Consider the following 19603-nt stretch of genomic DNA (forward strand, 5'->3'; position numbering starts at 1 on the left):
GGGCGCGGGCCGCCGGCCGTCCCGGATGTCCGCCGGGTCAGAGCAGGGACGCCAGCGGCACCGACGGGTCGCCCAGGGCGTCCGGGTCGGTCTGCTGCCCGGCCCGGATCAGCTCCTGGATGCTTTCGGTGACATCCCACACATTGACGTTCATCCCGGCGAGCACCCTGCGGTCCTTGAGCCAGAAGGCGATGAACTCCCGCTTGCCCGCGTCCCCGCGGATGACGACCTGGTCGTACGATCCCGGCGGGGCCCAGCCCGAGTACTCCAGCCCGAGGTCGTACTGGTCGGAGAAGAAGTACGGGACCCGGTCGTAGGACACCTCCTGGCCGAGCATGGCGCGGGCGGCGGCCGGGCCGCTGTTCAGCGCGTTCGCCCAGTGCTCCACCCGCAGCCGGGTGCCGAGCAGCGGGTGGTCCACGGCCGCGATGTCCCCGGCGGCGAAGATGTGCGGGTCCGAGGTGCGCAGGGAGGCGTCCACGGCGACACCGCCGCCGTGCGCACGGTCGGCCATGTCCAGCCCGGCCGCCTCGGCGAGCGCGGTGCGCGGTGCCGCGCCGATCGCGGCGAGCACGTCGTGGGCGGGGTGCTCCTCACCGTCGTCGGTGCGGGCGGCGAGGACCAGTCCGTCCTGCCCGGTGATCTCGGTGAGGCGGGCGCCGAAGTGGAAGCGGACGCCGTGCTCGGTGTGCAGATCGGTGAAGATCTGGCCCACCTCCGGGCCGATGACGTGGTGGAGAGGGGTCGCGGAGGGTTCGACGACGGTGACCTCCGCACCGTAGCCCCGGGCGGCCGCAGCGACCTCCAGACCGATCCAGCCTCCCCCCGCGATGACCAGGTGGCCGTTGTCCCGGCCGAGGGCGGCGAGCACGTTGCGCAGCCGGTCGGAGTGGGCGAGGCGGCGCAGGTGGTGGACGCCGACCAGGTCGGTGCCCGGGATGTCGAGGCGGCGCGGTTCGGCGCCGGTGGCGAGCAGCAGCTTGTCGTAGTGGACGACGGTGTTGTCGCCGAGCTGTACGGAGCGGCCGTCCCGGTCGATGGACGTGACGACCTGGCCCAGGTGGAGCTCGATGTCCGCCCGGGCGTACCAGGCCGTCTCGTGGACGAAGACGCTGTCCCGGTCCTCCTTCCCGGCCAGATACCCCTTGGACAGGGGCGGCCGTTCGTACGGATGGTCGCGCTCATCGCCGATCAGGATCACCCGGCCGGTGAAGCCCTCCGCCCGGAGTGTCTCGGCCGCCTTGGCTCCTGCAAGTCCTCCGCCGACGATGACGAACGTCCGGTTTGCGTCGACCACTTGATGCCTCCTCGGTGCTGTGCTGCGCGGCGCCGCCACCTGCGAGCGTCCCGCACGCAGCGTGATGGCGAAAGAGGGTGTACCCCGATCGGTCACATCCAGGTGTCATGTGCCCTGTCGTGGACCAGTCTGCCGAACCCCGGTGAGAGTCACGTGCAAGGAGCGCGCCGAGGCGTCCGTGAGGGCGGCGATCTGGTCGACGAGGACGCGCTTGCGGGCACGGTCGTCGGGCGCCGCCCCGTACAGGGCACGGAACTGTGGTTCGAGGCCCTCGGGGGCGCGGGCGGTGAGCGCGGCGGCGAGCTCGGCGATGACGATCCGCTGGTCGGCGCGGATGGCCTCCTGCTCGGCGCGCTGCATGACGTAGCGGTCGGCGACGGCCTTGAGGACCGCGCACTCGTTGCGGACCTCGGGCGGGACGACGAGTTCGGCGCCGTACCTGCCGAGCCGTCCCGGTCCGTACGCGCCGTGGGTGGCGGACTCGGCGGCGAGGCAGAACCGCCCGATCAGCTGGCTCGTCGCGTCCTTGAGCCGGGCCTGGGCGACGGCGGATCCGTCGTAGCCGTGCGGCCACCAGTCCTGGGCGACGAGCCGGTCGAGGGCGTCGGCGAGCTCCTGCGGGTCGGTGTCCGCGGGAACATATCGGCCGATGGCGACCTCCCAGATGTCCCTGCGCTCCGGTTCGGCGAAGAGGCAACTGGGGTCGATGTGCCCGGCGTGGAGTCCGTCCTCGAAGTCGTGCACGGAGTACGCGACGTCGTCGGACCAGTCCATGACCTGGGCCTCGAAGCACTTGCGGTCCTGCGGTGCGCCCTTGCGGACCCACTCGAAGACAGGCAGGTCGTCCTCGTACACCCCGAATTTCGGTGAGCCGGGGTCGGTCGGGTGCCCGCCGCGGGGCCAGGGGTACTTGGTGGCGGCGTCCAGGGCGGCACGGCTCAGGTTGAGTCCGACGCTGACGAGCTCGCCGCTGCGGGTGTCGCGGACGAACCGTTTGGGCTCCAGCCGGGTCAGCAGGCGCAGCGACTGGGCGTTGCCCTCGAAGCCGCCGCAGTCCGACGCGAAGTCGTTGAGCGCCTGTTCGCCGTTGTGGCCGAAGGGCGGGTGGCCCATGTCGTGCGCGAGGCAGGCCGTCTCGACGAGATCGGGATCGCAGCCGAGCGCGGCGCCCAGCTCGCGGCCGACCTGGGCGCATTCGAGGGAGTGCGTGAGCCGGGTCCGGGGGCTGGCGTCCCAGGCGTGGCCCCGGGTGCCGGGGGTGACCACCTGGGTCTTCCCGGCGAGCCTGCGCAGGGCGGCGGAGTGCAGTACCCGGGCGCGGTCGCGCTGGAAGGCGGTGCGGCCCGGCCGTTTGTCGGGCTCGGTGTCCCAGCGCTCGGTGTCGGCCGTGCCGTAGGGCGTGGCGGTGTACTCCTGTGTGTCCCGGATGTCGTGCGTACCGTCCATGACCTCGACAGTAAACGGCCGGGCCGACAGGAGGGCTCAGGCCGAGGCCAGCAGTCGCTCACCCGCCAGGGATGCTTCGGCCGTCACCCGGTCGTACCGGTGCAGCAGCAGCCGTGCCATGGACGGGTGCGCGCCCAGCGGTGCGGAGGCGATCCAGGGTGCCGCGGCGGCTGCCGCCGTGGCGAAGCGTCCGGGTGCGGTGAAGTACGAGGCGACGGCGACCCGGTGCCGGCCGCGTGCGGCGAGGGCGCGCAGGGCGACCGGGACGGTGGGCGTGGCAGCCGACGCGTACGCGGGTACGACGGGCACTCCGCCGAGGCGGTCGCTGAGCATGCGTGCGGTGCGGCGGGTGTCGACGGCGGAGTCCGGGTCACGCGATCCGGCCGCTGCGAGCACGACGGCGGCGTTGCGGCTCCTGCCGTCCTCGTCCTGCCAGCCCGCGTCGACGAGCCGTTCGTAGAGCGTCTCGACCAGCATCGGGTGCGGCCCGAGGGGTGCGGCGATCCGGGTGCGCAGGTGGCCCGCCGCCGATGCGGCCAGCGGCAGGTCGTGCCGGACGTGGTGACCGCGGCCGAGCAGCAGCGGTACGAGGACGGCATCGCCCGCCGGGATGCCGTCCAGCGTCGCCGGGAGCAGCGGTTCGTTCAGCTCGATGTGCCCGAGCCGTACGTCGAGGCCGGGGCGCAGGTCCCGTACCCGTTGCAGGAGCTCCTGGACGGTGTGCAGTGCCTGCGGGTCCCGGCTGCCGTGCGCGACGGCGACCAGGGTGGGGGCCGGGGGGCGCTCGTTGCCGCGGTGGGCGTCGTTCCGGGTGCGGTGCATGGGCCTGCGGGTTCCGTTCAGGGAGACGAGGCTGAGCTGGGTTCCGAGCTGTGAGGTGATGCGGGTCAGGAGTTGCGCCGTGCTGTCGAGGGGCAGGGGCTCACGAGGGTGTTCCTGTGCCGTCTCCGTCATGGACTGATGGTGCCGGGCGGACGTTGCCGGGCCGTTTCGCACCGGTGACGGGGGTTTTCCGCTGCCTCACGGGCCGGGCGCGGTCGCTGTCAGCACCGGCGTTTCGCATCAGTCGGCCCGTTCGGCGAACCCTTTGCCGCTCCTGTTCGTCCCGTTACATGAGAAAACAGGTACCGGACAGGGGGATTCATGCGGCTGAGGTCACTGAGGCGGCCGGCGGCTCCGGCGTGGCTCGCGGCGGCGCGGCCGCGGCTGCCGCGCTCACGGCGCGGGCAGCGGCGGCTGGTGCAGGGGCTGATGACCTTCTGCGTGGTGGCCCTGGCGCCCGCGACCTGGCTGCACGCCACGGCGGACGCCCGGGTGCGGACCACGGCCGACGCCCCTTCGCAGCAGGTCGCCGTGGTGTTCGGGGCCGGGCTGTGGGAGGGCAGGCCGACGCCGTATCTCGCGCACAGACTGGATGCCGCGGCCGAGCTCTACCGGAGCGGCAAGGTGAAGGTCGTGCTCGTCACCGGGGACAACAGCCGGGTGGAGTACGACGAGCCGGATGCCATGCGCACGTACCTCACCGGGCGCGGGGTGCCGGACGGGCAGATCGTCAGCGACTACGCCGGGTTCGACACCTGGGACTCCTGTGTCCGGGCCAAGAAGATCTTCGGGGTCGACCGGGCGGTCCTGGTGAGCCAGGGCTTCCACATCCGCCGGGCGATCGCCCTGTGCCGGACCGCCGGAATCGACGCGTACGGGGTGGGGGTCGACGCCGTACACGATGCGACCTGGTACTACGGCGGGACGCGGGAGGTGTTCGCGGCGGGCAAGGCCGCCCTGGACGCCGTGTTCGAACCGGATCCGCACTTCCTGGGGCCGCGCGAGCCCGGAGTGACGGAGGCGCTCGCCGCCGACCTCACCGCCGGGGGCGGCCGGGGCTGAGGTGCGTGTACCGGGGGCGTAACCGGACGCACCGGCGTCCGTAATACCCGGCTCGCACGCTGGGCGTATGGCCCGCACCGAGACGTCCACCCATTGCCCGTACTGCGCACTGCAGTGCGGGATGAAACTGCGACCGGGTACCGATGGCGCCGTGCCCGAGGTCGTGGAGCACACCGGTTTCCCCGTCAACCGGGGTGCCCTGTGCGGCAAGGGGCGCACCGCCCCCGCCGTGCTCGCCGCCGGTGTACGGCTGACCGAGCCCCTCGTGCGCGACGAGGTGAGCGGCGAGCTGGAGCCGGCCGGCTGGGACGAGGCCCTGGACCGGATCGCCGGTGCGCTGCGCGGGACACGGGCCACGCACGGGGCGGACTCGGTGGGTGTCTTCGGCGGTGGCGGGCTCACCAACGAGAAGGCGTACGCGCTGGGGAAGTTCGCCCGGGTCGTCCTCGGCACGTCCCAGATCGACTACAACGGGCGCTTCTGCATGTCGTCGGCTGCCGCGGCGCACCAGCGGGCGTTCGGGCTCGACCGGGGGCTGCCGTTCCCCCTGGAGGACATTCCGCGGACCGGGTGCGTGATCCTGGTCGGCTCGAACCTCGCGGAGACGATGCCGCCCGCGCTGCGCTATCTGACCGAGCTGCGGGAGAACGGCGGCCGGCTGATCGTCATCGATCCGCGCCGCACGAGGACCGCCGAGCAGGCCGATCTGCATCTGACGCCCCGGCCGGGCACGGACCTGGCGCTCGCGCTCGGGATGCTGCATCTGGTCGTTGCGGAGGGGCGGGTGGACGAGGAGTTCGTCCGCACCCGCACGAACGGCTGGGACGAGGCCAGGGCGGGCGCGATGGCGCACTGGCCGGAGCTGGTGGAGCGCATCACCGGGGTGCCCGTGCCGCAACTGCGCGAGGCCGTGGAGATGTTCTGCGGTGCGGAGACCGGGATGGTGCTCACCGCGCGCGGCCCCGAGCAGCAGTCGAAGGGGACGGACACGGTCGGCGCGTGGATCAACTTCTGCCTGGCCACCGGCAGGGCGGGGCGTCCGCTGTCCGGGTACGGCTGCCTGACCGGCCAGGGCAACGGCCAGGGCGGCCGGGAGCACGGCCAGAAGGCCGATCAGCTGCCGGGCTACCGCAAGCTCACCGATCCGGCCGCGCGCCGCCATGTGGCCGGGGTCTGGGGCGTCGACCCCGACTCGCTGCCGGGGCCGGGGCGCAGCGCGTACGAGCTGCTGGACGCGCTGGGGCAGGACGTGAGGTCCTTGCTGGTGATGGGTTCCAACCCGGTCGTCTCCGCCCCGCGCGCCGGGCACATCGAGGAGCGGCTGCGGTCCCTGGACTTCCTGGCGGTCGCGGACGTGGTGCTGTCGGAGACGGCGGCGCTGGCCGATGTGGTGCTGCCGGTGACGCAGTGGGCGGAGGAGAGCGGCACCACGACCAATCTGGAGGGCAGGGTGCTGCTGCGGCAGCGGGCGGTCACGGCGCCGCCGGGGGTGCGCAGCGATCTGGAGGTGCTGAACGCCCTGGCCGGGCTCCTGGGGCACGGGAAGGGCTTCCCTGCCGATCCGGAGGAGGTCTTCGACGAGCTGCGGCGGGCTTCGGCGGGCGGACCCGCCGACTACGCGGGCATCACCTACGCCAGGATCGCGGCGGAGGACGGGGTGTTCTGGCCCTGTCCGGACGAGGAGCACGCCGGTACGCCGCGGCTGTTCCTCGAACGGTTCGCGACGGACGACGGGCGGGCCCGGTTCGTGGCGGTCACCCACCGGCCGGCCGCGGAGGAGACGGATGCCGCCTACCCGGTCGTGCTGACCACGGGGCGGGTCGTGTCCCAGTACCAGTCGGGGGCGCAGACCCGCCGGGTGGACGAGCTGAACGCGGCCGCGCCGGGCCCCTTCGTGGAGCTGCATCCGCGGCTCGCCGAGCGGATCGGGGTGGCCGAGGGCGATCGGGTCGCGGTCACCTCACGGCGCGGGCGGGCGGTCGCGCCCGCCCGGATCACGGTGGGGATCCGGCAGGACACCGTGTTCATTCCGTTCCATTGGCCCGGCGAGGGCCGGGCCAACACCCTGACGAACCCGGCCCTGGACCCGGTGTCGCGCATGCCGGAGTTCAAGGTGTGCGCGGTGCGGGTGGAGGCCGCCGGGTGAGCCAGGCCCCGGAGGGGATGGGCGTCCCGCCCGTGCGCAGGGTGCGGGTGACGGCGGTGGCGGCGAAGTAGACCCAGGCACGGACCGGCTCGGCCGGTCCCGGCCCGGGGACCACCTGCCGGACCACCCGTTCGTACAGGTTGCGCGGGTGGTCCGGGCCCAGGTACTCCTCCAGGTGGTCCAGGAGCCCGAGCAGTTCCCCGTACGATCCGGGCGCGGCGGTCACGAGTGCGCCGTGGACCGTGCCGTGCCCCTCGATGGCGTACGGGTATCCGGGGCCTTCGTAGAGGAGGGCTCCCGGCAGCAGGGCCGGCTGTTCCGCACTCGTGCGGCCCCGCAGGAACAGGTCGTGGTTGCGCTCGCCGGGGAGCAGCGTGCCGTACACGAAGAACGGCAGTACCGCGTCGGTCACAGGGCCGCCGCGGATGCCGTCTCCGCCGTCACCCAGGCGAGGTAGCGGGCGTTGCCGCGCACCACGGGCGTCGCGATGACCTCCGGGGTGTCGTAGTCGTGCGCCGCGACGAGGTGCGCCTCCAGCTCGTCGTACCGCTCGGCCTTCGTCTTGAACAGCACCTGCCATTCCTCGGTGGTCTCGATGGCGTTCTGCCACCGGTAGACGGAGGTGACGGGCGCGGAGATCTGGGCACAGGCGGCGAGGCGTGCCTCCACGGCGCCCCGGGCCAGGAGCTGGGCCTTCTCCTCGCTGTCCGTCGTGGTCAGTACGGTCAGCCATGCCGGCTCGGTCATCCCCGGTGCTCCTCGGTCTCGACGGCGTACGGGCCCCTCGATTGTCGTCCCCGGACGGGTCAGGCGCCGTACGGATGCCGTTCCCTGGCCTCGCGCAGGGCGCGGCCCCACCAGACCAGCTGGTCGAGCATCGTCTTGGCCGCGGCGTCGGAGGGTGCCGGGTCCTTGGGCCTGCCCCGGTCGTCGAAGAGCGCACCCGCGTTGTGGAAGGAGACGGTGTCGCGTACGGAGACGGCGTGGAGCTCGGCGAAGACCTGGCGGAGGTGCTCAACGGCCCTCAGGCCGCCGGAGATTCCTCCGTAGCTGACGAAGGCCACGGGTTTGGCCTGCCATTCGGCGTAGTGCCGGTCGATGAGGTTCTTCAGCGGGGCCGGGTAGGAGTGGTTGTACTCGGGGGTGAGGACGACGAAGGCGTCGGCCTGCGCCAACCGGGGTGCGACGTCCGCGAGTCGGGCACCGGGGTGGGGGGAGGGGGCCTCCGATTCGGCGACGTCGATGAAGTCGGTCTCGATGTCCGGGTGGCCTGCGGCCCGGTCGAGGAACCACCCGGCGACGACGGGACCGAAGCGGCCCTCGCGGTTGCTGCCGAGGATGACGGCCACCTTCAGCGGGGCGGCGGACGCGGTGGGAACAGGCGTGTCGATGTCCATGCACCGCAGACTCACACCTCAACCATGATTGAGGTCAAGTCGCGGCACGCCACGGCCTACGGTGGAGCGCATGACAACTCCCGCACCCGTGCCGTACGTCGAGATCAACGGCCACCGGGCCACCGAGGAAGACCTTCGGATCCCGGCGTTCGCCGGCTACGGCCATTTCACAGCGATGCAGGTCAGGGACGGGAAGGTGCGGGGGCTCGCCCTGCACCTGGACCGGCTGGACTCGGCGAGCCGCGAACTGTTCGGCCTCCCCCTGGCCGGGGAACACGTGCGCGGGCTGATCCGGCACGCACTCGAAGGCGCCGGGGTACGGGACGCGTCGGTGCGGGTGCACGGCTTCCTCCCGCCGGGCGATACGGCGACGACCCCGATGGTGACGGTGCGGCCGCCCGCACAGATGTCGGCCGCACCGCAGGGCCTGATGTCCGTGCCGTACGCGCGCACCGCGCCCCACATCAAGCGCACGAGCGACTTCGGCCAGACCTACTACGGACTGCTGGCCGAGCGGAAAGGCTTCGACCAGGCGTTGCTGACCGCACCGGGCAGCGTGGTGACCGAGGGGTCGATCACCAACATCGGCTTCTGGGACGGCACTTCGGTGGTCTGGCCGGACGCTCCCGCACTGACCGGCATCACCATGGCCCTCCTGGAGAGCGGCCTCGCGCAGGCCGGCAGGCCGTCGGAACGGCGCCCGGTGACGCTGGAGGGCCTGGGTGCCTACCGGGCGGCCTTCGTCACCAACTCGCAGGGCATCGCGCCGGTCCACCGGATCGACGAGATGTCCTTCACGGTCGACGAGGAGCTGATGAAGCAGCTGGGGCAGGTCTACGAGGACGCCCCCCGGGCCACCGTCTGAACCGTGAGGGGCGATCCGTGCACCGCCGGCGGGCAGGTGCAGGAGCATGGGGACATGCAGATCCACATCGAAGCCTCAGAACTCCCCGGCCGCACCTGCCGCCCGGGCACCGACTTCGCCGGTTTCGACAACATCCACGTAGGCGTGCAGCGCAAGGACAGGCCCGACGAGCTGCTGGGACTGCATCCCGGCGACGCCCACTCCGCCACCTGGACACTGGACTGCACCGCCACCCGGACCGCCGACGGGATCGAGATCACGGGGCCGTACATCCAGAACCGGCTCGGCGGGCGCTTCGTCTACCTGTCCTGGGGCACCGTGGACGAGTCCGGCGTCTTCAGTATGTTCCGGCGCGCCAAACTGATGATCGCCGATGTCGACGTGAGCGTCCTGGAAGCCGCCGCCCGGACCGGGCACCTCACCGCGCGACTGCGGCTGACCGACGCCAAGGGGCAGCCGCGGTGCGCCCGCGTACGCCCTCCGGACATCACCTGGTCCGCCACGGACGGGGCATGACACCGCCCCCACCGGTCCCAGGGGGGATTGGGCCGGTGAGGGCGGTTGCCGTGGGGGCGGCGGGGGGCGCCGTCCCGTGGGGGGTGTGAACCTTGTGCCCGGGTCTTCCAGGACCATACATGTGATGTGCGTCACATGTCACGGTTCGCGGCGTCACTCGATCGGCACCCGGAGGCCCCAGTAGCCGGCATCACCGCCACGACCTGCACCGGGCCGGACAGCCGGGTGCGGCCGACGGGTCCGTACGAGTGAAAACTGACCATGCGTCAGCTGGCGGAGGGCGGGCGCCGCCCGTTGTCTCGGAGGGACACACCCGCCTGCCCGGAGGATTCCCATGCGCAGCCCTGCCCGCCTCGTGACCGGTACCGCCGCCGCGGCCCTCACCGCCGTCGCGCTCGGCCTCGCCACCGCCCCGTCCGCGCACGCCGAAAGCGTGGTGGCGAGGCCGGAGTCGCCCGCCTGGCCGGCGCCCCGGACGAATCCGGGGACGGAGACCGAGACCGGCTCCGGAGAGGGGACCGACCCGAAGGCGCAGACGGAACTCGGGGCGGACACCGACCCGGGTACGGAGACGGACCTGACAGGGACCGAGCTCGCGGAGACCGATCTCACCGAGACGGAACTGACGGAGACCGAACTGACGGAGACCGAACTGGGGACGGTCGTGCGGCCCGGAACGAGCCCGCGGCCCGAGCCCGTCAAGCCGCCGCCCGGGACGAAGCCCTCGCCCGTCAAGCCGCCCGCGTCCCCGCCCGGGACCTGGCCCGAGCGTCCCTCCGGGCACGTCAGCACCGGTGTCGGCGGCAGTGCCGGACCCGACACCGTCCAGCTCGCCCTGGGCGCCGGAGTCCTCGGCGCCGCGGCCGTCGGCGGTGTCTGGCTCCTGCGCCGGCGCCGCACGGACGGCGCGCAGGACGGCTGACGGCGACACCGCGAGGACGACGACGTGGACAAGGCGACCCTGAGGTCCAGGGCATGGCTGGTGGGCATCGCCGCGCTGTGCGGCATCTGGCTCGTCCAGAACGGCGCGGCCACCCGGACCGTCGCGCCCCAGCCTTCCACGGCCGAAGCCTTCGCCGCGGGCCCCGAACTCCGGCCGGGATCGGCGGTCGCCGAACCGCTGCGCCCCTCCGAACCGGTCCGCATCCGCATCCCCGGCATCGGTGTGGACGCGCCCATGATGCGCCTGGGCCTAGGCCGGGACGGCAGCCTCGACGTACCGCCGGCCGGGAACCGCAACATCGCGGGCTGGTTCAAGGGCGGCGCCCCGCCCGGCGCGAAGGGCACCGCGATCGTCGCCGGTCATGTCGACAACGCCCAGGGGCCGTCGGTCTTCTACGCGCTCGGGTCGCTGAAGAAGGGGACCGTGGTCGAGATCGACCGCAAGGACGGCCGCACCGCCGTCTTCTCGGTCGACGCGATCGAGGTGTACGACAACGAGGACTTCCCCGACCAGCGGGTCTACGGCGCCTCGCCGCACGCGTCCCTGCGGCTGATCACCTGCGGCGGCGGCTTCTCGCCGCAGACCGGCTACCTGGGCAATGTGGTGGCGTACGCCCATCTCACCGAAGTGCGGTGACCGGGCCAATCCGGCGATCGGGCCTGCCAGGTGATCAGGCCGACCACTGGTCGAAGCCGAGCTTGGCGACCAGCGAGAACACCACGACGAGCAGGACCCCGCGGACGAAGTCGCTGCCCTTCCTGAGCGCCATGCGCGCTCCGAACATGCCGCCCGCCAGATTGAATACGGCCATCAGCGCGGCCAGCTGCCACAGCACGGTGCCCTGGTAGGCGAACATCGCCAGCGCACCGGCGTTGGTGCAGACGTTCACGATCTTGGCGGTGGCGGACGCCGTCACCAGGTCGAGGTGGAGTACGGCCGTCAGGGCCAGCACCAGGAAGGTTCCCGTGCCCGGTCCGAACAGCCCGTCGTAGAAGCCGATACCGCCGCCGACCAGCACGATCGCGGTGACGGTACGGGCCCGGGTGACCTTCCTGCCGGTGCCGTCGCCGGCCGCGGCACTGCCGAAGGACGGCCGCAGCATGACGAAGGCCGCGACACCGAGCAGCACCACCATGATCACCGGGCGCAGCACGTCGCTGCTGATCCCCGCGGCGAAGAAGGCTCCGGTCATCGACCCGGCGAGGGCCATCAGCCCGATCCGTACGGCGGTCCCCACCTGCACCGGCGCCTTGCGTACGTACGTCACCGCGGCCCCCGAGGTGCCGACGATGGCCACCGCCTTGTTGGTGCCGAGGATGTGCGCGGCGGGAACGTTCGGCAGGCCCAGCAGCAGCGCGGGCAGGAGGAGGAGCCCCCCGCCGCCGACCACCGCATCGATCCAGCCCGCCACGGCGGCGGCCAGGCAGAGGAGGACGAGGGTGGTCAGGGTTATCTCGGGCATGTCCGTGACCTTAGGCAAGCGATAGGTGCCCAGTCCAACCAGTTGCCCGGCCCTCACAGAGGGGGGCCGTGCGCGCTGAGCGCAAGGTTCCTCCCGGGAAACAGGAGGGATGCGGTCGGGTAACACCGGCCCCGCAGTCTCTTTGTCATGAGGACACAGAGCGGGAACACGGCGCGTGTGGTGGTGATCGGCGCCGGGATGGCGGGCGCACGGCTCGCCGCCCGGGTCCCCGGTGTCACCGTCATCGGTGAGGAGGAGCACGCACCGTACAACAGGGTGCTGCTCGCCGAGGTGCTCGCCGGACGGTACGAGCCCGACGTCATCGCGCTGCCGCCCGCCGAGGTGCGGCGCGGGGTGCGGGTCGTGCGGATCGACCGGGAGGACCGGCTGGTGCACTGCGACGACGGCAGCGTGATCGGGTACGGGCGCCTGGTGCTTGCCACCGGCTCCAACCCGGTGCTTCCGCCGCTGCGGGGCCTCGGCCACATGCTGCCGGACGGGGTGCATCCCTTCCGCACCCTCGACGACTGCCTGGCCCTGCGCGCCGCCGTACGCCCCGGGGTACGCGCCGTCGTCATCGGCGGCGGGCTCCTCGGAGTCTCCGCGGCCCGTGCGCTGGCCGAGTGCGGCGCCCAGGTGGTGCTGGCCCAGCAGGGCGAGCACCTCATGGAGCGGCAGCTGGACGCCGAGTCGGCCGGACTGCTGCGGCGCCATCTGGAGGCCCTCGGCGTCGAGGTTCACACCGAGTGCCGGGTGCGCGGTCTGCGCTGCACCGACGGTGCCACCCCCGCGGTACGCGCCGTGGAGCTCGCCGACGGCTACGAGCTGGAGGCCGAGATCACGGTGCTGGCCTGCGGGGTCCGCCCGAGGACGGGTCTGGCACAGGCGGCCGGGCTCGACGTCCGCAAGGGCGTCGTCGTCGACGACGAACTGCGCACCTCGGACCCGTACATCCACGCCGTCGGCGACTGTGCCGAGCACCGCGGCACCGTGTACGGGCTGGCGGGAGCCGCGCTGGAACAGGCGGATGTGCTCGCCGGGGTGCTGGCGGGCGGCTCCGCCCGCTACGAGGGCACCAGGGCCCTGACCCGGCTCACCCTGCGCTCCCCCGCCGCCGTCCCTGTCGCCGCCGGTGTCGCCGGTGCTCCGGGCGGTCTCGACCTGGCGGCCTTCGGCGACTCCCGTCCGATGCCCGGCGACGACGTGATCCGGCTGGCCGACGCCACCCGGGGCGCGTACCGCACGGTCGTCGTCCGGGGCGACCGGCTGGCCGGCGGGGTGCTGTTCGGCGACCTCGCCGCGGTCGGCACCCTCGCCCGGACCTGGCAGGACGACGTGCCCCTCCCCGCCGACATGTCCCTGCTCCACCTGCTCACCAACGACGGAGGCTTCTGATGCCGGTGTCCACTCCCCCGACCGCCCCCACCGCAGGCGTGCCGACGATCGTGGTCGTCGGGCACGGCATGGTCGGCCAGCGGTTCCTGGAAGCGCTCGCCGACCGCGGGCTGACGGCCGCCGCGGGAACCGCCCGGGTCGTCGTCCTCTGCGAGGAGCCCCGCCCCGCCTACGACCGGGTGCAGCTGACCTCGTACTTCTCCGGGAAGACGCCGGAGGACCTCTCGCTCGTCGAGCCGGACTTCATGGCCCGGCACGGAATAGAGCTGCACGTGGGCGACCCGGCGGAGAGCGTCGACCGCGAGGCGCGCACGGTCACCGCGCGCTCCGGGCAGACCTTCTCGTACGACACGCTGGTGCTGGCCACCGGCTCGTACCCCTTCGTGCCGCCTGTTCCCGGCAAGGACACCGAGGGCTGCTTCGTCTACCGCACCATCGAGGACCTCCTCGCGATCGAGGAGTACGCGAAGACCGCGACGACCGGAGCGGTGGTCGGCGGCGGGCTGCTCGGCCTGGAGGCCGCGGGCGCCCTGAAGGGCCTCGGACTCAGCACGCACGTCGTGGAGTTCGCGCCCCGGCTGATGCCGGTCCAGGTCGACGACGGCGGCGGCGCCGCACTCCTGCGCACGATCGAGGACATGGGCCTCTCCGTCCACACGGGCGTCGGCACCCAGGAGGTCACCGCGGGCGAGGACGGCCGGGTCAACGGCATGTCGCTCTCCGACGGCTCCTCCCTCGCCACCGACCTCGTCGTCTTCTCGGCCGGTGTACGCCCCCGGGACCAGCTGGCCCGCGACTGCGGCCTGGCGGTCGGCCCGCGCGGCGGCATCATCGTCGACGAGGAGTGCCGCACCTCGGACAGCTCCGTGTTCGCGATCGGTGAGTGCGCGCTGGCCTCGGACGGCCGGGTGTACGGGCTGGTGGCGCCGGGCTACGAGATGGCGCTGGCGGTCGCCGAGGTGATCGCGGGCAACGCGGCCTCGTTCACCGGCGCCGACCTGTCGACGAAGCTGAAGCTGCTCGGTGTGGACGTCGCCTCGTTCGGTGACGCGCACGGCGCGGCCGAGGGCTGCCTCGACGTGGTCTATTCAGACTCCCGTTCGGGCGTCTACAAGAAGCTGGTGATCGGCCGGGACGGCACGCTGCTCGGCGGGGTCCTGGTCGGGGACGCCGACCAGTACGGCACGCTGCGGCCGATGACCGGCACGGTCCTGCCGGTCGCCCCGGAGCAGCTGGTGCTGCCGGCAGGCGCGGGCGGCCCGGTCACGCTCGGCCCGTCCTCGCTGCCCGACGAGGCCGTGATCTGCTCCTGCCACAACGTGACCAAGGGCGCGATCTGCGAGCACACCACGCTGCCCGAGGTGAAGAAGTGCACCAAGGCGGGTACGGGCTGCGGGAGCTGCGTCAAGGTCATCGGACAACTGCTGCCGCAGCCCGAGGACCAGGGCCTGTGCGGCTGCTTCGCGTACACCCGCAGCGAGCTGTACGAGATCGTCCGCACCCTCGGTGTCACGACGTACGCCGGGCTGCTGGACTCGCACGGCCGCGACGCGGCCAAGGGCGGTGACGGCTGCGAGGTCTGCAAGCCGACGGTCGGTTCGATCATCGCCTCGCTGGCTCCGACGGTGGGTGCGAGCGGCTACGTCCTGGACGGCGAGCAGGCGGCCCTCCAGGACACCAACGACCACTTCCTCGCCAACCTCCAGCGCAACGGCTCCTACTCGATCGTGCCGCGCATCCCGGGCGGTGAGATCACCCCGGAGAAGCTGATCGTGATCGGCGAGGTGGCCAGGGACTTCGGCCTCTACACGAAGATCACCGGTGGCCAGCGGATCGACCTGTTCGGCGCCCGCGTCGACCAGCTCCCACTGATCTGGACCCGCCTGGTGGACGCCGGTTTCGAGTCGGGGCACGCGTACGGGAAGTCGCTGCGCACGGTGAAGTCCTGTGTGGGGCAGACCTGGTGCCGCTACGGCGTGCAGGACTCGGTGAAGATGGCCATCGACCTGGAGCTGCGCTACCGGGGCCTGCGTTCGCCGCACAAGCTGAAGTCGGCGGTCTCCGGCTGCGCCCGCGAGTGCGCGGAGGCCCGCGGCAAGGACTTCGGGATCATCGCCACGGCACAGGGCTGGAACCTCTACGTCGGCGGCAACGGCGGCGCCACACCGCGCCACGCGGACCTGCTGGCCCAGGACCTGTCCGACGCCGAACTGGTCCGCCTCATCGACCGGTTCCTGATGTTCTACATCCGTACGGCGGACCGGCTGGAGCGCACATCGACCTGGCTGGACCGAATCGAGGGCGGCCTGGACCACGTGCGGGACGTCGTCGTCCACGACTCGCTGGGGCTGTGCGACGAGCTGGAGCGGCTGATGGCCGACCACGTCCGCGGCTACCGCGACGAGTGGGCCGAGACCATCAACGACCCGGAGCGGCTGCGACGCTTCGTGACCTTCGTCAACGCCCCCGACGCACCCGACCCCTCGGTGAAGTTCGTCCCCGAGCGCGACCAGGTCAAGCCCGACCTGGACATCCTCGCGGGCCCCGTACTCGCCATCCGTACTCTCGAAGGGACTCCCTCCTGATGACGACCCAGACACTGGAAACGGCGCAGGACACCCGGACGATCCAGCTCGCGGACGGGGACGGCTGGCTCACGGTCTGCGACCGCGACCTGCTGACCCCGGGGCGCGGTGTGGCGGCCCTCCTCCCGGACGGCCGGCAGGTCGCCCTGTTCGTGGACCGGGCGGGACGCGCGTACGCGATCGACAACCGCGACCCGTTCACCGGGGCGTACGTCCTGTCCCGGGGCCTGGTCGGCTCCGCGGCCGGACGGCCGTTCGTCGCGTCGCCGCTGCTGAAGCAGCGCTTCGACCTGGAGACGGGCGCCTGCCTGGACGACGACGAGATCACCGTGTCGGTCTTCGCGGTCCGCGCGGACTGATCCCGGTCCGTTCACCGCCTGTTGACGCTCCGTCAACTGCGTCCCTCTACTGTCCTGACGTTCGCCCCGCCGGGCCGACCGGACCGGCGGGCCCTCACGTCACCCGTGGAGTGATCGTGGAACGTCGGACCTTCTTGCGCACAGCGGTGATCGGTACGTCGGCGGCGGCCTTCGGCGGCACCCTGTGGCGGGGTGCCGCCTTCGCGGACCCCGCCCAGCCGGCCGCAGGCCCCTACGGCGCGCTGCAGGCCGCCAACAGCAACGGCATCCTGCTGCCGAGCGGCTTCACCAGCAGAATCATCGCCCGTTCGGGGCAGACCGTCCCCGGCACCTCGTACGCCTGGCACAGCGCACCCGACGGCGGTGCGACGTTCACCGACGGCAGCGGCTGGATCTACGTCTCCAACGCCGAGGTCTCCTCGGGCAGCGGCGGCGGGGCGAGCGCGGTGCGCTTCAACTCCTCCGGGACCGTCACCGGCGCCTACCGGATCCTGTCCGGCACGAACAACAACTGCGCGGGCGGCCGGACCCCGTGGAACACCTGGCTGTCCTGCGAGGAGGTCAGCCGCGGATTCGTCTACGAGACGGATCCCTGGGGTGTGAACGCCGCCGTCCAGCGGCCCGCCCTGGGCCGTTTCAAGCACGAGGCGGCTGCCGCCGACCCCGACCACGGGTACATCTACCTCACCGAGGACGAGACGGACGGCCGTTTCTACCGCTTCCGCCCGACCACCTGGGGCAATCTGTCCGCCGGCACCCTGCAGGTCCTCGTGGCGGGCTCCGGCACCTCGGGCCCGGTGACCTGGACGACGGTCCCCGACCCGGACGGCTCGCCGACCCTGACCCGCTACCAGGTCTCCGGCGCGAAGGTGTTCAACGGCGGCGAGGGCTGCTTCTACGCGGCGGGCACCTGCTGGTTCACCACCAAGGGCGACAACCGGGTGTGGGCGTACGACGCCGACGCGTCCAGCATCTCGCTCGCCTACGACGACTCGCTCGTCACCGGCGGCAGCGCCCCGCTGACCGGCGTGGACAACGTCACCCGGTCCGTCTCGGGCGACCTGTACGTCGCCGAGGACGGCGGGAACCTGGAGATCTGCCTGATCACCCCGGACGACACCGTCGCACCGTTCCTGCGGGTCAGCGGCCAGTCCGGCTCGGAGATCACCGGCCCCGCGTTCTCCCCGGACGGCAGGCGGCTCTACTTCTCCTCGCAGCGCGGGACGAGCGGGAGCTCCTCCGGCGGCATCACGTACGAGGTCACGGGGCCGTTCCGCGGCTGAGCAGGACCCCGGCCCCACGTCGCCGTTCCGGCGCCGTGGGGCTGTTCTCCCCGGCCATCAGGCCTGGCCGCCGCTCTCGGCCGCCGCCGGGTCCATCCACACGACCTCCCAGATGTGGTGGTCCGGGTCCTGGAAGGAACGGCCGTACATGAAGCCCATGTCCATGGGCTCGTTGGCCGGCGACCCGCCCGCGGCGAGCGCGGCGTCCGCCATCTCGTCGACCTTGGCTCTGCTGTCCGCGCTCAGGGCGATGAGGACCTCCGTCGTCTTCGACGCGTCGGCGATCTCCTTCTTGGTGAAGTCCTTGAAGCGAGGCTCGCTGATGAGCATGGCGAAGATCGTGTCGCTGATGACCAGACAGGCCGTCGTCTCGTCGCTGAACTGCGGGTTGAAGCCGAAGCCGAGCTTCCCGAAGAAGTTCTTCGTCGTCTCCAGGTCCTTGACCGGCAGGTTCACGAAGATCATCTGAGGCTGAGGCATGATTTCCACTCTTCCGTCCCTGCACTTCGCGTGCTCCGTGGCGCTGTTTCGCGCGCTTTCGAGAGGTAGACGGCAGCGCCCGCCAGAACTCATCGCTCGCGGCGGTCTTCTTCCCGGGACGGCGGCCCGCCCCGGTCCGCGACGGCTCCGTGGACGCCGGCCCGCCCGGTCCGCGACGGCTCCGTGGACGTCGGGCCCGTCAGGACATCGCGAGCGGGGCACCGCCCCTGAGCAGTGAGTCGCCCAGCGGGGTGAGGGTGTGCAGGACCGAGCTGCCGTGGCGCAGGGTCAGGACCAGGCCGGCCTCGCGCAGCACACAGGCGTGCTGGCTCGCCGAGGCCAGGGACACCCCTGTCCTGCGTGCCAGCTCGCTCGTCGTGCAGCCGTTGCCTATGGCCCGCAGGACGGCGGAGCGGGTGTGCCCGACGAGCCGCCCGAGCCAGGGGCCCGGCTCGGCGAAGGCCGGAGCGGCCCGGTGGGTGACCGGGTAGACGAGGACCGGCGGGAGGTTCGGGTCCCGGTAGACGACCGGGGTGCCCCGGCAGAAGAACGAGGGCTGCAGGAGCAGGCCCCGCCCGTCCAGGTGCAGCTCGCGGTCCACGGGGTAGTCCGCCTCGAGCACGGGCTCCCGCCAGCGGATCATGGGCGGCAGGGTGGACAGGAGCTCGTCCGTGCCGCCGTCCAGCAGGGCGCGGCCCCGGATGGCCCGGTCGGCCTCGACGCTCGCCCGGACGTGCTGCCAGTACGGCTCGACTGCGGCGCGGTGGTAGCTGCGCAGGGCGGTTATGAGGCGCCCCAGCGGTTCCGTACGCCCCTCGGCGAGCGCGTCCAGCAGGGCCGCGGGGGTTCTGCCGCCGCCGGGTGACCGCTGCGGGCGGGGGCGGTTTCCGGCCAGCAGGGCCAGTTCGCCATGGAGGCGTTCCACCGGGGTGTCACGCATTGCCTCCATTCCCGCGTCCAGACCGAATGGCTCGGCGACTTCCAGGGTCGGCGTCAGGAAGTCGGGGAAATAGCCGCGGGGCGGAACGACCGCGGAGAGCAGACGCGTTTCACCGTTCAACCGGGTCCGGGATTCACTGCGCCATTTCCCGAAGACCGACGAACCCCTCCTGTCCCTCAACCGGTGAAAACTGAGAATGGTTTCCCACATTGCGTCCGGCCTGGCGGCCATCCGCACTCGGGAAAGGTCCTCTCCGGACACATGGATACGAAGCACCGAACCCCCACTGTTGCAACCGCAATCGCCCCCATCGAAGGGTATGCATATCGTCACAGGACGTCACCACGGGGTTTCGGCCACAGTTGAAACGTCTCGCCCGCATCCTCGTCAACCGAAAAGCTGTACGACGTCGGGTACGCATCCGGCGCCACCGAAAGAGCGGGTGAGGGCCGTGGGGGGCTTTGCCTGTTCGGCGGCGGTGTGCGACGGTGCGGCTCCGTACCCGACGGGGGTAAGCCGGGTGCGGTCCATGGGTGGGGATCCATGGACCGCACCCCGGTCCGTTCGGTAGGGATTTGCTCACCGAACGAAGAAAAGCAACAACC

The 19603-nt window shown here is 72.0% G+C and carries 19 protein-coding genes; 10 read left to right on the plus strand and 9 right to left on the minus strand.

Annotated features, from left to right (window positions below; translation table 11 throughout):
* Positions 1–37 precede the first annotated feature (37 nt).
* The 3 genes from ACFQ6X_RS01635 to ACFQ6X_RS01645 form a co-directional block, all read right to left on the minus strand.
* A complete protein-coding gene (locus tag ACFQ6X_RS01635) occupies positions 38–1297 on the minus strand; it encodes an NAD(P)/FAD-dependent oxidoreductase (protein ID WP_383174239.1) in 1260 nt (419 codons plus the stop codon).
* A 105-nt stretch (positions 1298–1402) separates the two neighbouring features.
* A complete protein-coding gene (locus ACFQ6X_RS01640) occupies positions 1403–2743 on the minus strand; it encodes a deoxyguanosinetriphosphate triphosphohydrolase (RefSeq protein WP_383174242.1) in 1341 nt (446 codons plus the stop codon).
* Positions 2744–2779: 36 nt separating this feature from the next.
* Complete coding sequence (locus ACFQ6X_RS01645) at positions 2780–3697, minus strand: sirohydrochlorin chelatase (protein ID WP_383174245.1); 918 nt, start codon at positions 3695–3697, stop codon at positions 2780–2782.
* Between the two features lie 189 nt (positions 3698–3886).
* On the opposite strand from ACFQ6X_RS01645, the gene ACFQ6X_RS01650 reads away from it, so the two are divergent.
* Both ACFQ6X_RS01650 and ACFQ6X_RS01655 read left to right on the plus strand, forming a co-directional pair.
* On the plus strand, positions 3887–4627 hold the full coding sequence (locus ACFQ6X_RS01650) for a vancomycin high temperature exclusion protein (RefSeq protein ID WP_383174248.1): 741 nt from the start codon (positions 3887–3889) through the stop codon (positions 4625–4627).
* Between the two features lie 67 nt (positions 4628–4694).
* Positions 4695–6773 (plus strand): molybdopterin oxidoreductase family protein, encoded by a 2079-nt coding sequence (locus ACFQ6X_RS01655; protein ID WP_383174251.1) that lies wholly within the window; start codon positions 4695–4697, stop codon positions 6771–6773.
* Here ACFQ6X_RS01655 and ACFQ6X_RS01660 read toward each other — a convergent pair.
* From ACFQ6X_RS01660 to ACFQ6X_RS01670, 3 genes are read right to left on the minus strand one after another with little or no spacing between them, the layout of a single operon-like run.
* Positions 6736–7185 carry a gamma-glutamylcyclotransferase family protein gene (locus ACFQ6X_RS01660; RefSeq protein ID WP_383174254.1) on the minus strand — a complete coding sequence of 150 codons (450 nt, stop codon included), beginning with the start codon at positions 7183–7185 and terminating at the stop codon, positions 6736–6738. The two genes, ACFQ6X_RS01655 and ACFQ6X_RS01660, sit on opposite strands and share 38 nt — an antisense overlap.
* On the minus strand, positions 7182–7520 hold the full coding sequence (cutA, locus tag ACFQ6X_RS01665; protein ID WP_383174257.1) for a divalent-cation tolerance protein CutA: 339 nt from the start codon (positions 7518–7520) through the stop codon (positions 7182–7184). The genes ACFQ6X_RS01660 and cutA overlap by 4 nt, the downstream gene beginning before the upstream one ends.
* Positions 7521–7579: 59 nt before the next feature.
* The gene (locus tag ACFQ6X_RS01670; RefSeq protein ID WP_383174260.1) at positions 7580–8170 is read right to left on the minus strand and encodes an NADPH-dependent FMN reductase; all 591 of its coding nucleotides are present in this window, start codon (positions 8168–8170) and stop codon (positions 7580–7582) included.
* Between the two features lie 70 nt (positions 8171–8240).
* Between ACFQ6X_RS01670 and ACFQ6X_RS01675 the strand changes: the two genes are divergently transcribed.
* The 4 genes from ACFQ6X_RS01675 to ACFQ6X_RS01690 all read left to right on the plus strand — a co-directional run bounded on the left by ACFQ6X_RS01675 (position 8241) and on the right by ACFQ6X_RS01690 (position 11130).
* A complete protein-coding gene (locus tag ACFQ6X_RS01675; protein WP_383174263.1) occupies positions 8241–9035 on the plus strand; it encodes an aminotransferase class IV family protein in 795 nt (264 codons plus the stop codon).
* A 54-nt stretch (positions 9036–9089) separates the two neighbouring features.
* Positions 9090–9551, plus strand: coding sequence for a DUF5990 family protein (locus tag ACFQ6X_RS01680; RefSeq protein ID WP_383174265.1), 462 nt, complete (start codon positions 9090–9092; stop codon positions 9549–9551).
* Between the two features lie 334 nt (positions 9552–9885).
* A complete protein-coding gene (locus ACFQ6X_RS01685) occupies positions 9886–10473 on the plus strand; it encodes a hypothetical protein (RefSeq protein ID WP_383174268.1) in 588 nt (195 codons plus the stop codon).
* A 24-nt stretch (positions 10474–10497) separates the two neighbouring features.
* Positions 10498–11130, plus strand: coding sequence for a class F sortase (locus ACFQ6X_RS01690; RefSeq protein ID WP_383174270.1), 633 nt, complete (start codon positions 10498–10500; stop codon positions 11128–11130).
* 34 nt (positions 11131–11164) lie between these two features.
* Here the strand turns inward: ACFQ6X_RS01690 and ACFQ6X_RS01695 are convergent, their stop codons facing one another.
* Positions 11165–11956, minus strand: coding sequence for a sulfite exporter TauE/SafE family protein (locus ACFQ6X_RS01695; RefSeq protein WP_383174273.1), 792 nt, complete (start codon positions 11954–11956; stop codon positions 11165–11167).
* A gap of 147 nt (positions 11957–12103) precedes the next feature.
* On the opposite strand from ACFQ6X_RS01695, the gene ACFQ6X_RS01700 reads away from it, so the two are divergent.
* From ACFQ6X_RS01700 to ACFQ6X_RS01715, 4 genes are all read left to right on the plus strand, one after another.
* The gene (locus tag ACFQ6X_RS01700; protein ID WP_383174276.1) at positions 12104–13351 is read left to right on the plus strand and encodes an NAD(P)/FAD-dependent oxidoreductase; all 1248 of its coding nucleotides are present in this window, start codon (positions 12104–12106) and stop codon (positions 13349–13351) included.
* The gene (gene nirB / locus ACFQ6X_RS01705) at positions 13351–15936 is read left to right on the plus strand and encodes a nitrite reductase large subunit NirB (protein ID WP_383174279.1); all 2586 of its coding nucleotides are present in this window, start codon (positions 13351–13353) and stop codon (positions 15934–15936) included. The genes ACFQ6X_RS01700 and nirB overlap by 1 nt, the downstream gene beginning before the upstream one ends.
* Complete coding sequence (nirD, locus tag ACFQ6X_RS01710) at positions 15936–16295, plus strand: nitrite reductase small subunit NirD (RefSeq protein WP_383174282.1); 360 nt, start codon at positions 15936–15938, stop codon at positions 16293–16295. Before nirB ends, nirD begins: the two co-directional genes overlap by 1 nt.
* A 116-nt stretch (positions 16296–16411) precedes the next feature.
* Entirely contained in the window at positions 16412–17578 is a 1167-nt protein-coding gene (locus ACFQ6X_RS01715) for an alkaline phosphatase PhoX (RefSeq protein ID WP_383174285.1), read from the plus strand.
* A gap of 57 nt (positions 17579–17635) precedes the next feature.
* On the opposite strand, the gene ACFQ6X_RS01720 is transcribed toward ACFQ6X_RS01715, so the two are convergent.
* Both ACFQ6X_RS01720 and ACFQ6X_RS01725 read right to left on the minus strand, forming a co-directional pair.
* Positions 17636–18058, minus strand: a complete 423-nt coding sequence (locus ACFQ6X_RS01720) for a VOC family protein (protein WP_383174288.1) — start codon at positions 18056–18058, stop codon at positions 17636–17638.
* Between the two features lie 199 nt (positions 18059–18257).
* Positions 18258–19274 carry an ArsR/SmtB family transcription factor gene (locus tag ACFQ6X_RS01725; RefSeq protein WP_383174290.1) on the minus strand — a complete coding sequence of 339 codons (1017 nt, stop codon included), beginning with the start codon at positions 19272–19274 and terminating at the stop codon, positions 18258–18260.
* Positions 19275–19603 lie beyond the last annotated feature (329 nt).

The sequence above is a fragment of the Streptomyces sp. NPDC056452 genome, from assembly GCF_042796085.1.
Classification (GTDB): Bacteria; Actinomycetota; Actinomycetes; order Streptomycetales; family Streptomycetaceae; genus Streptomyces.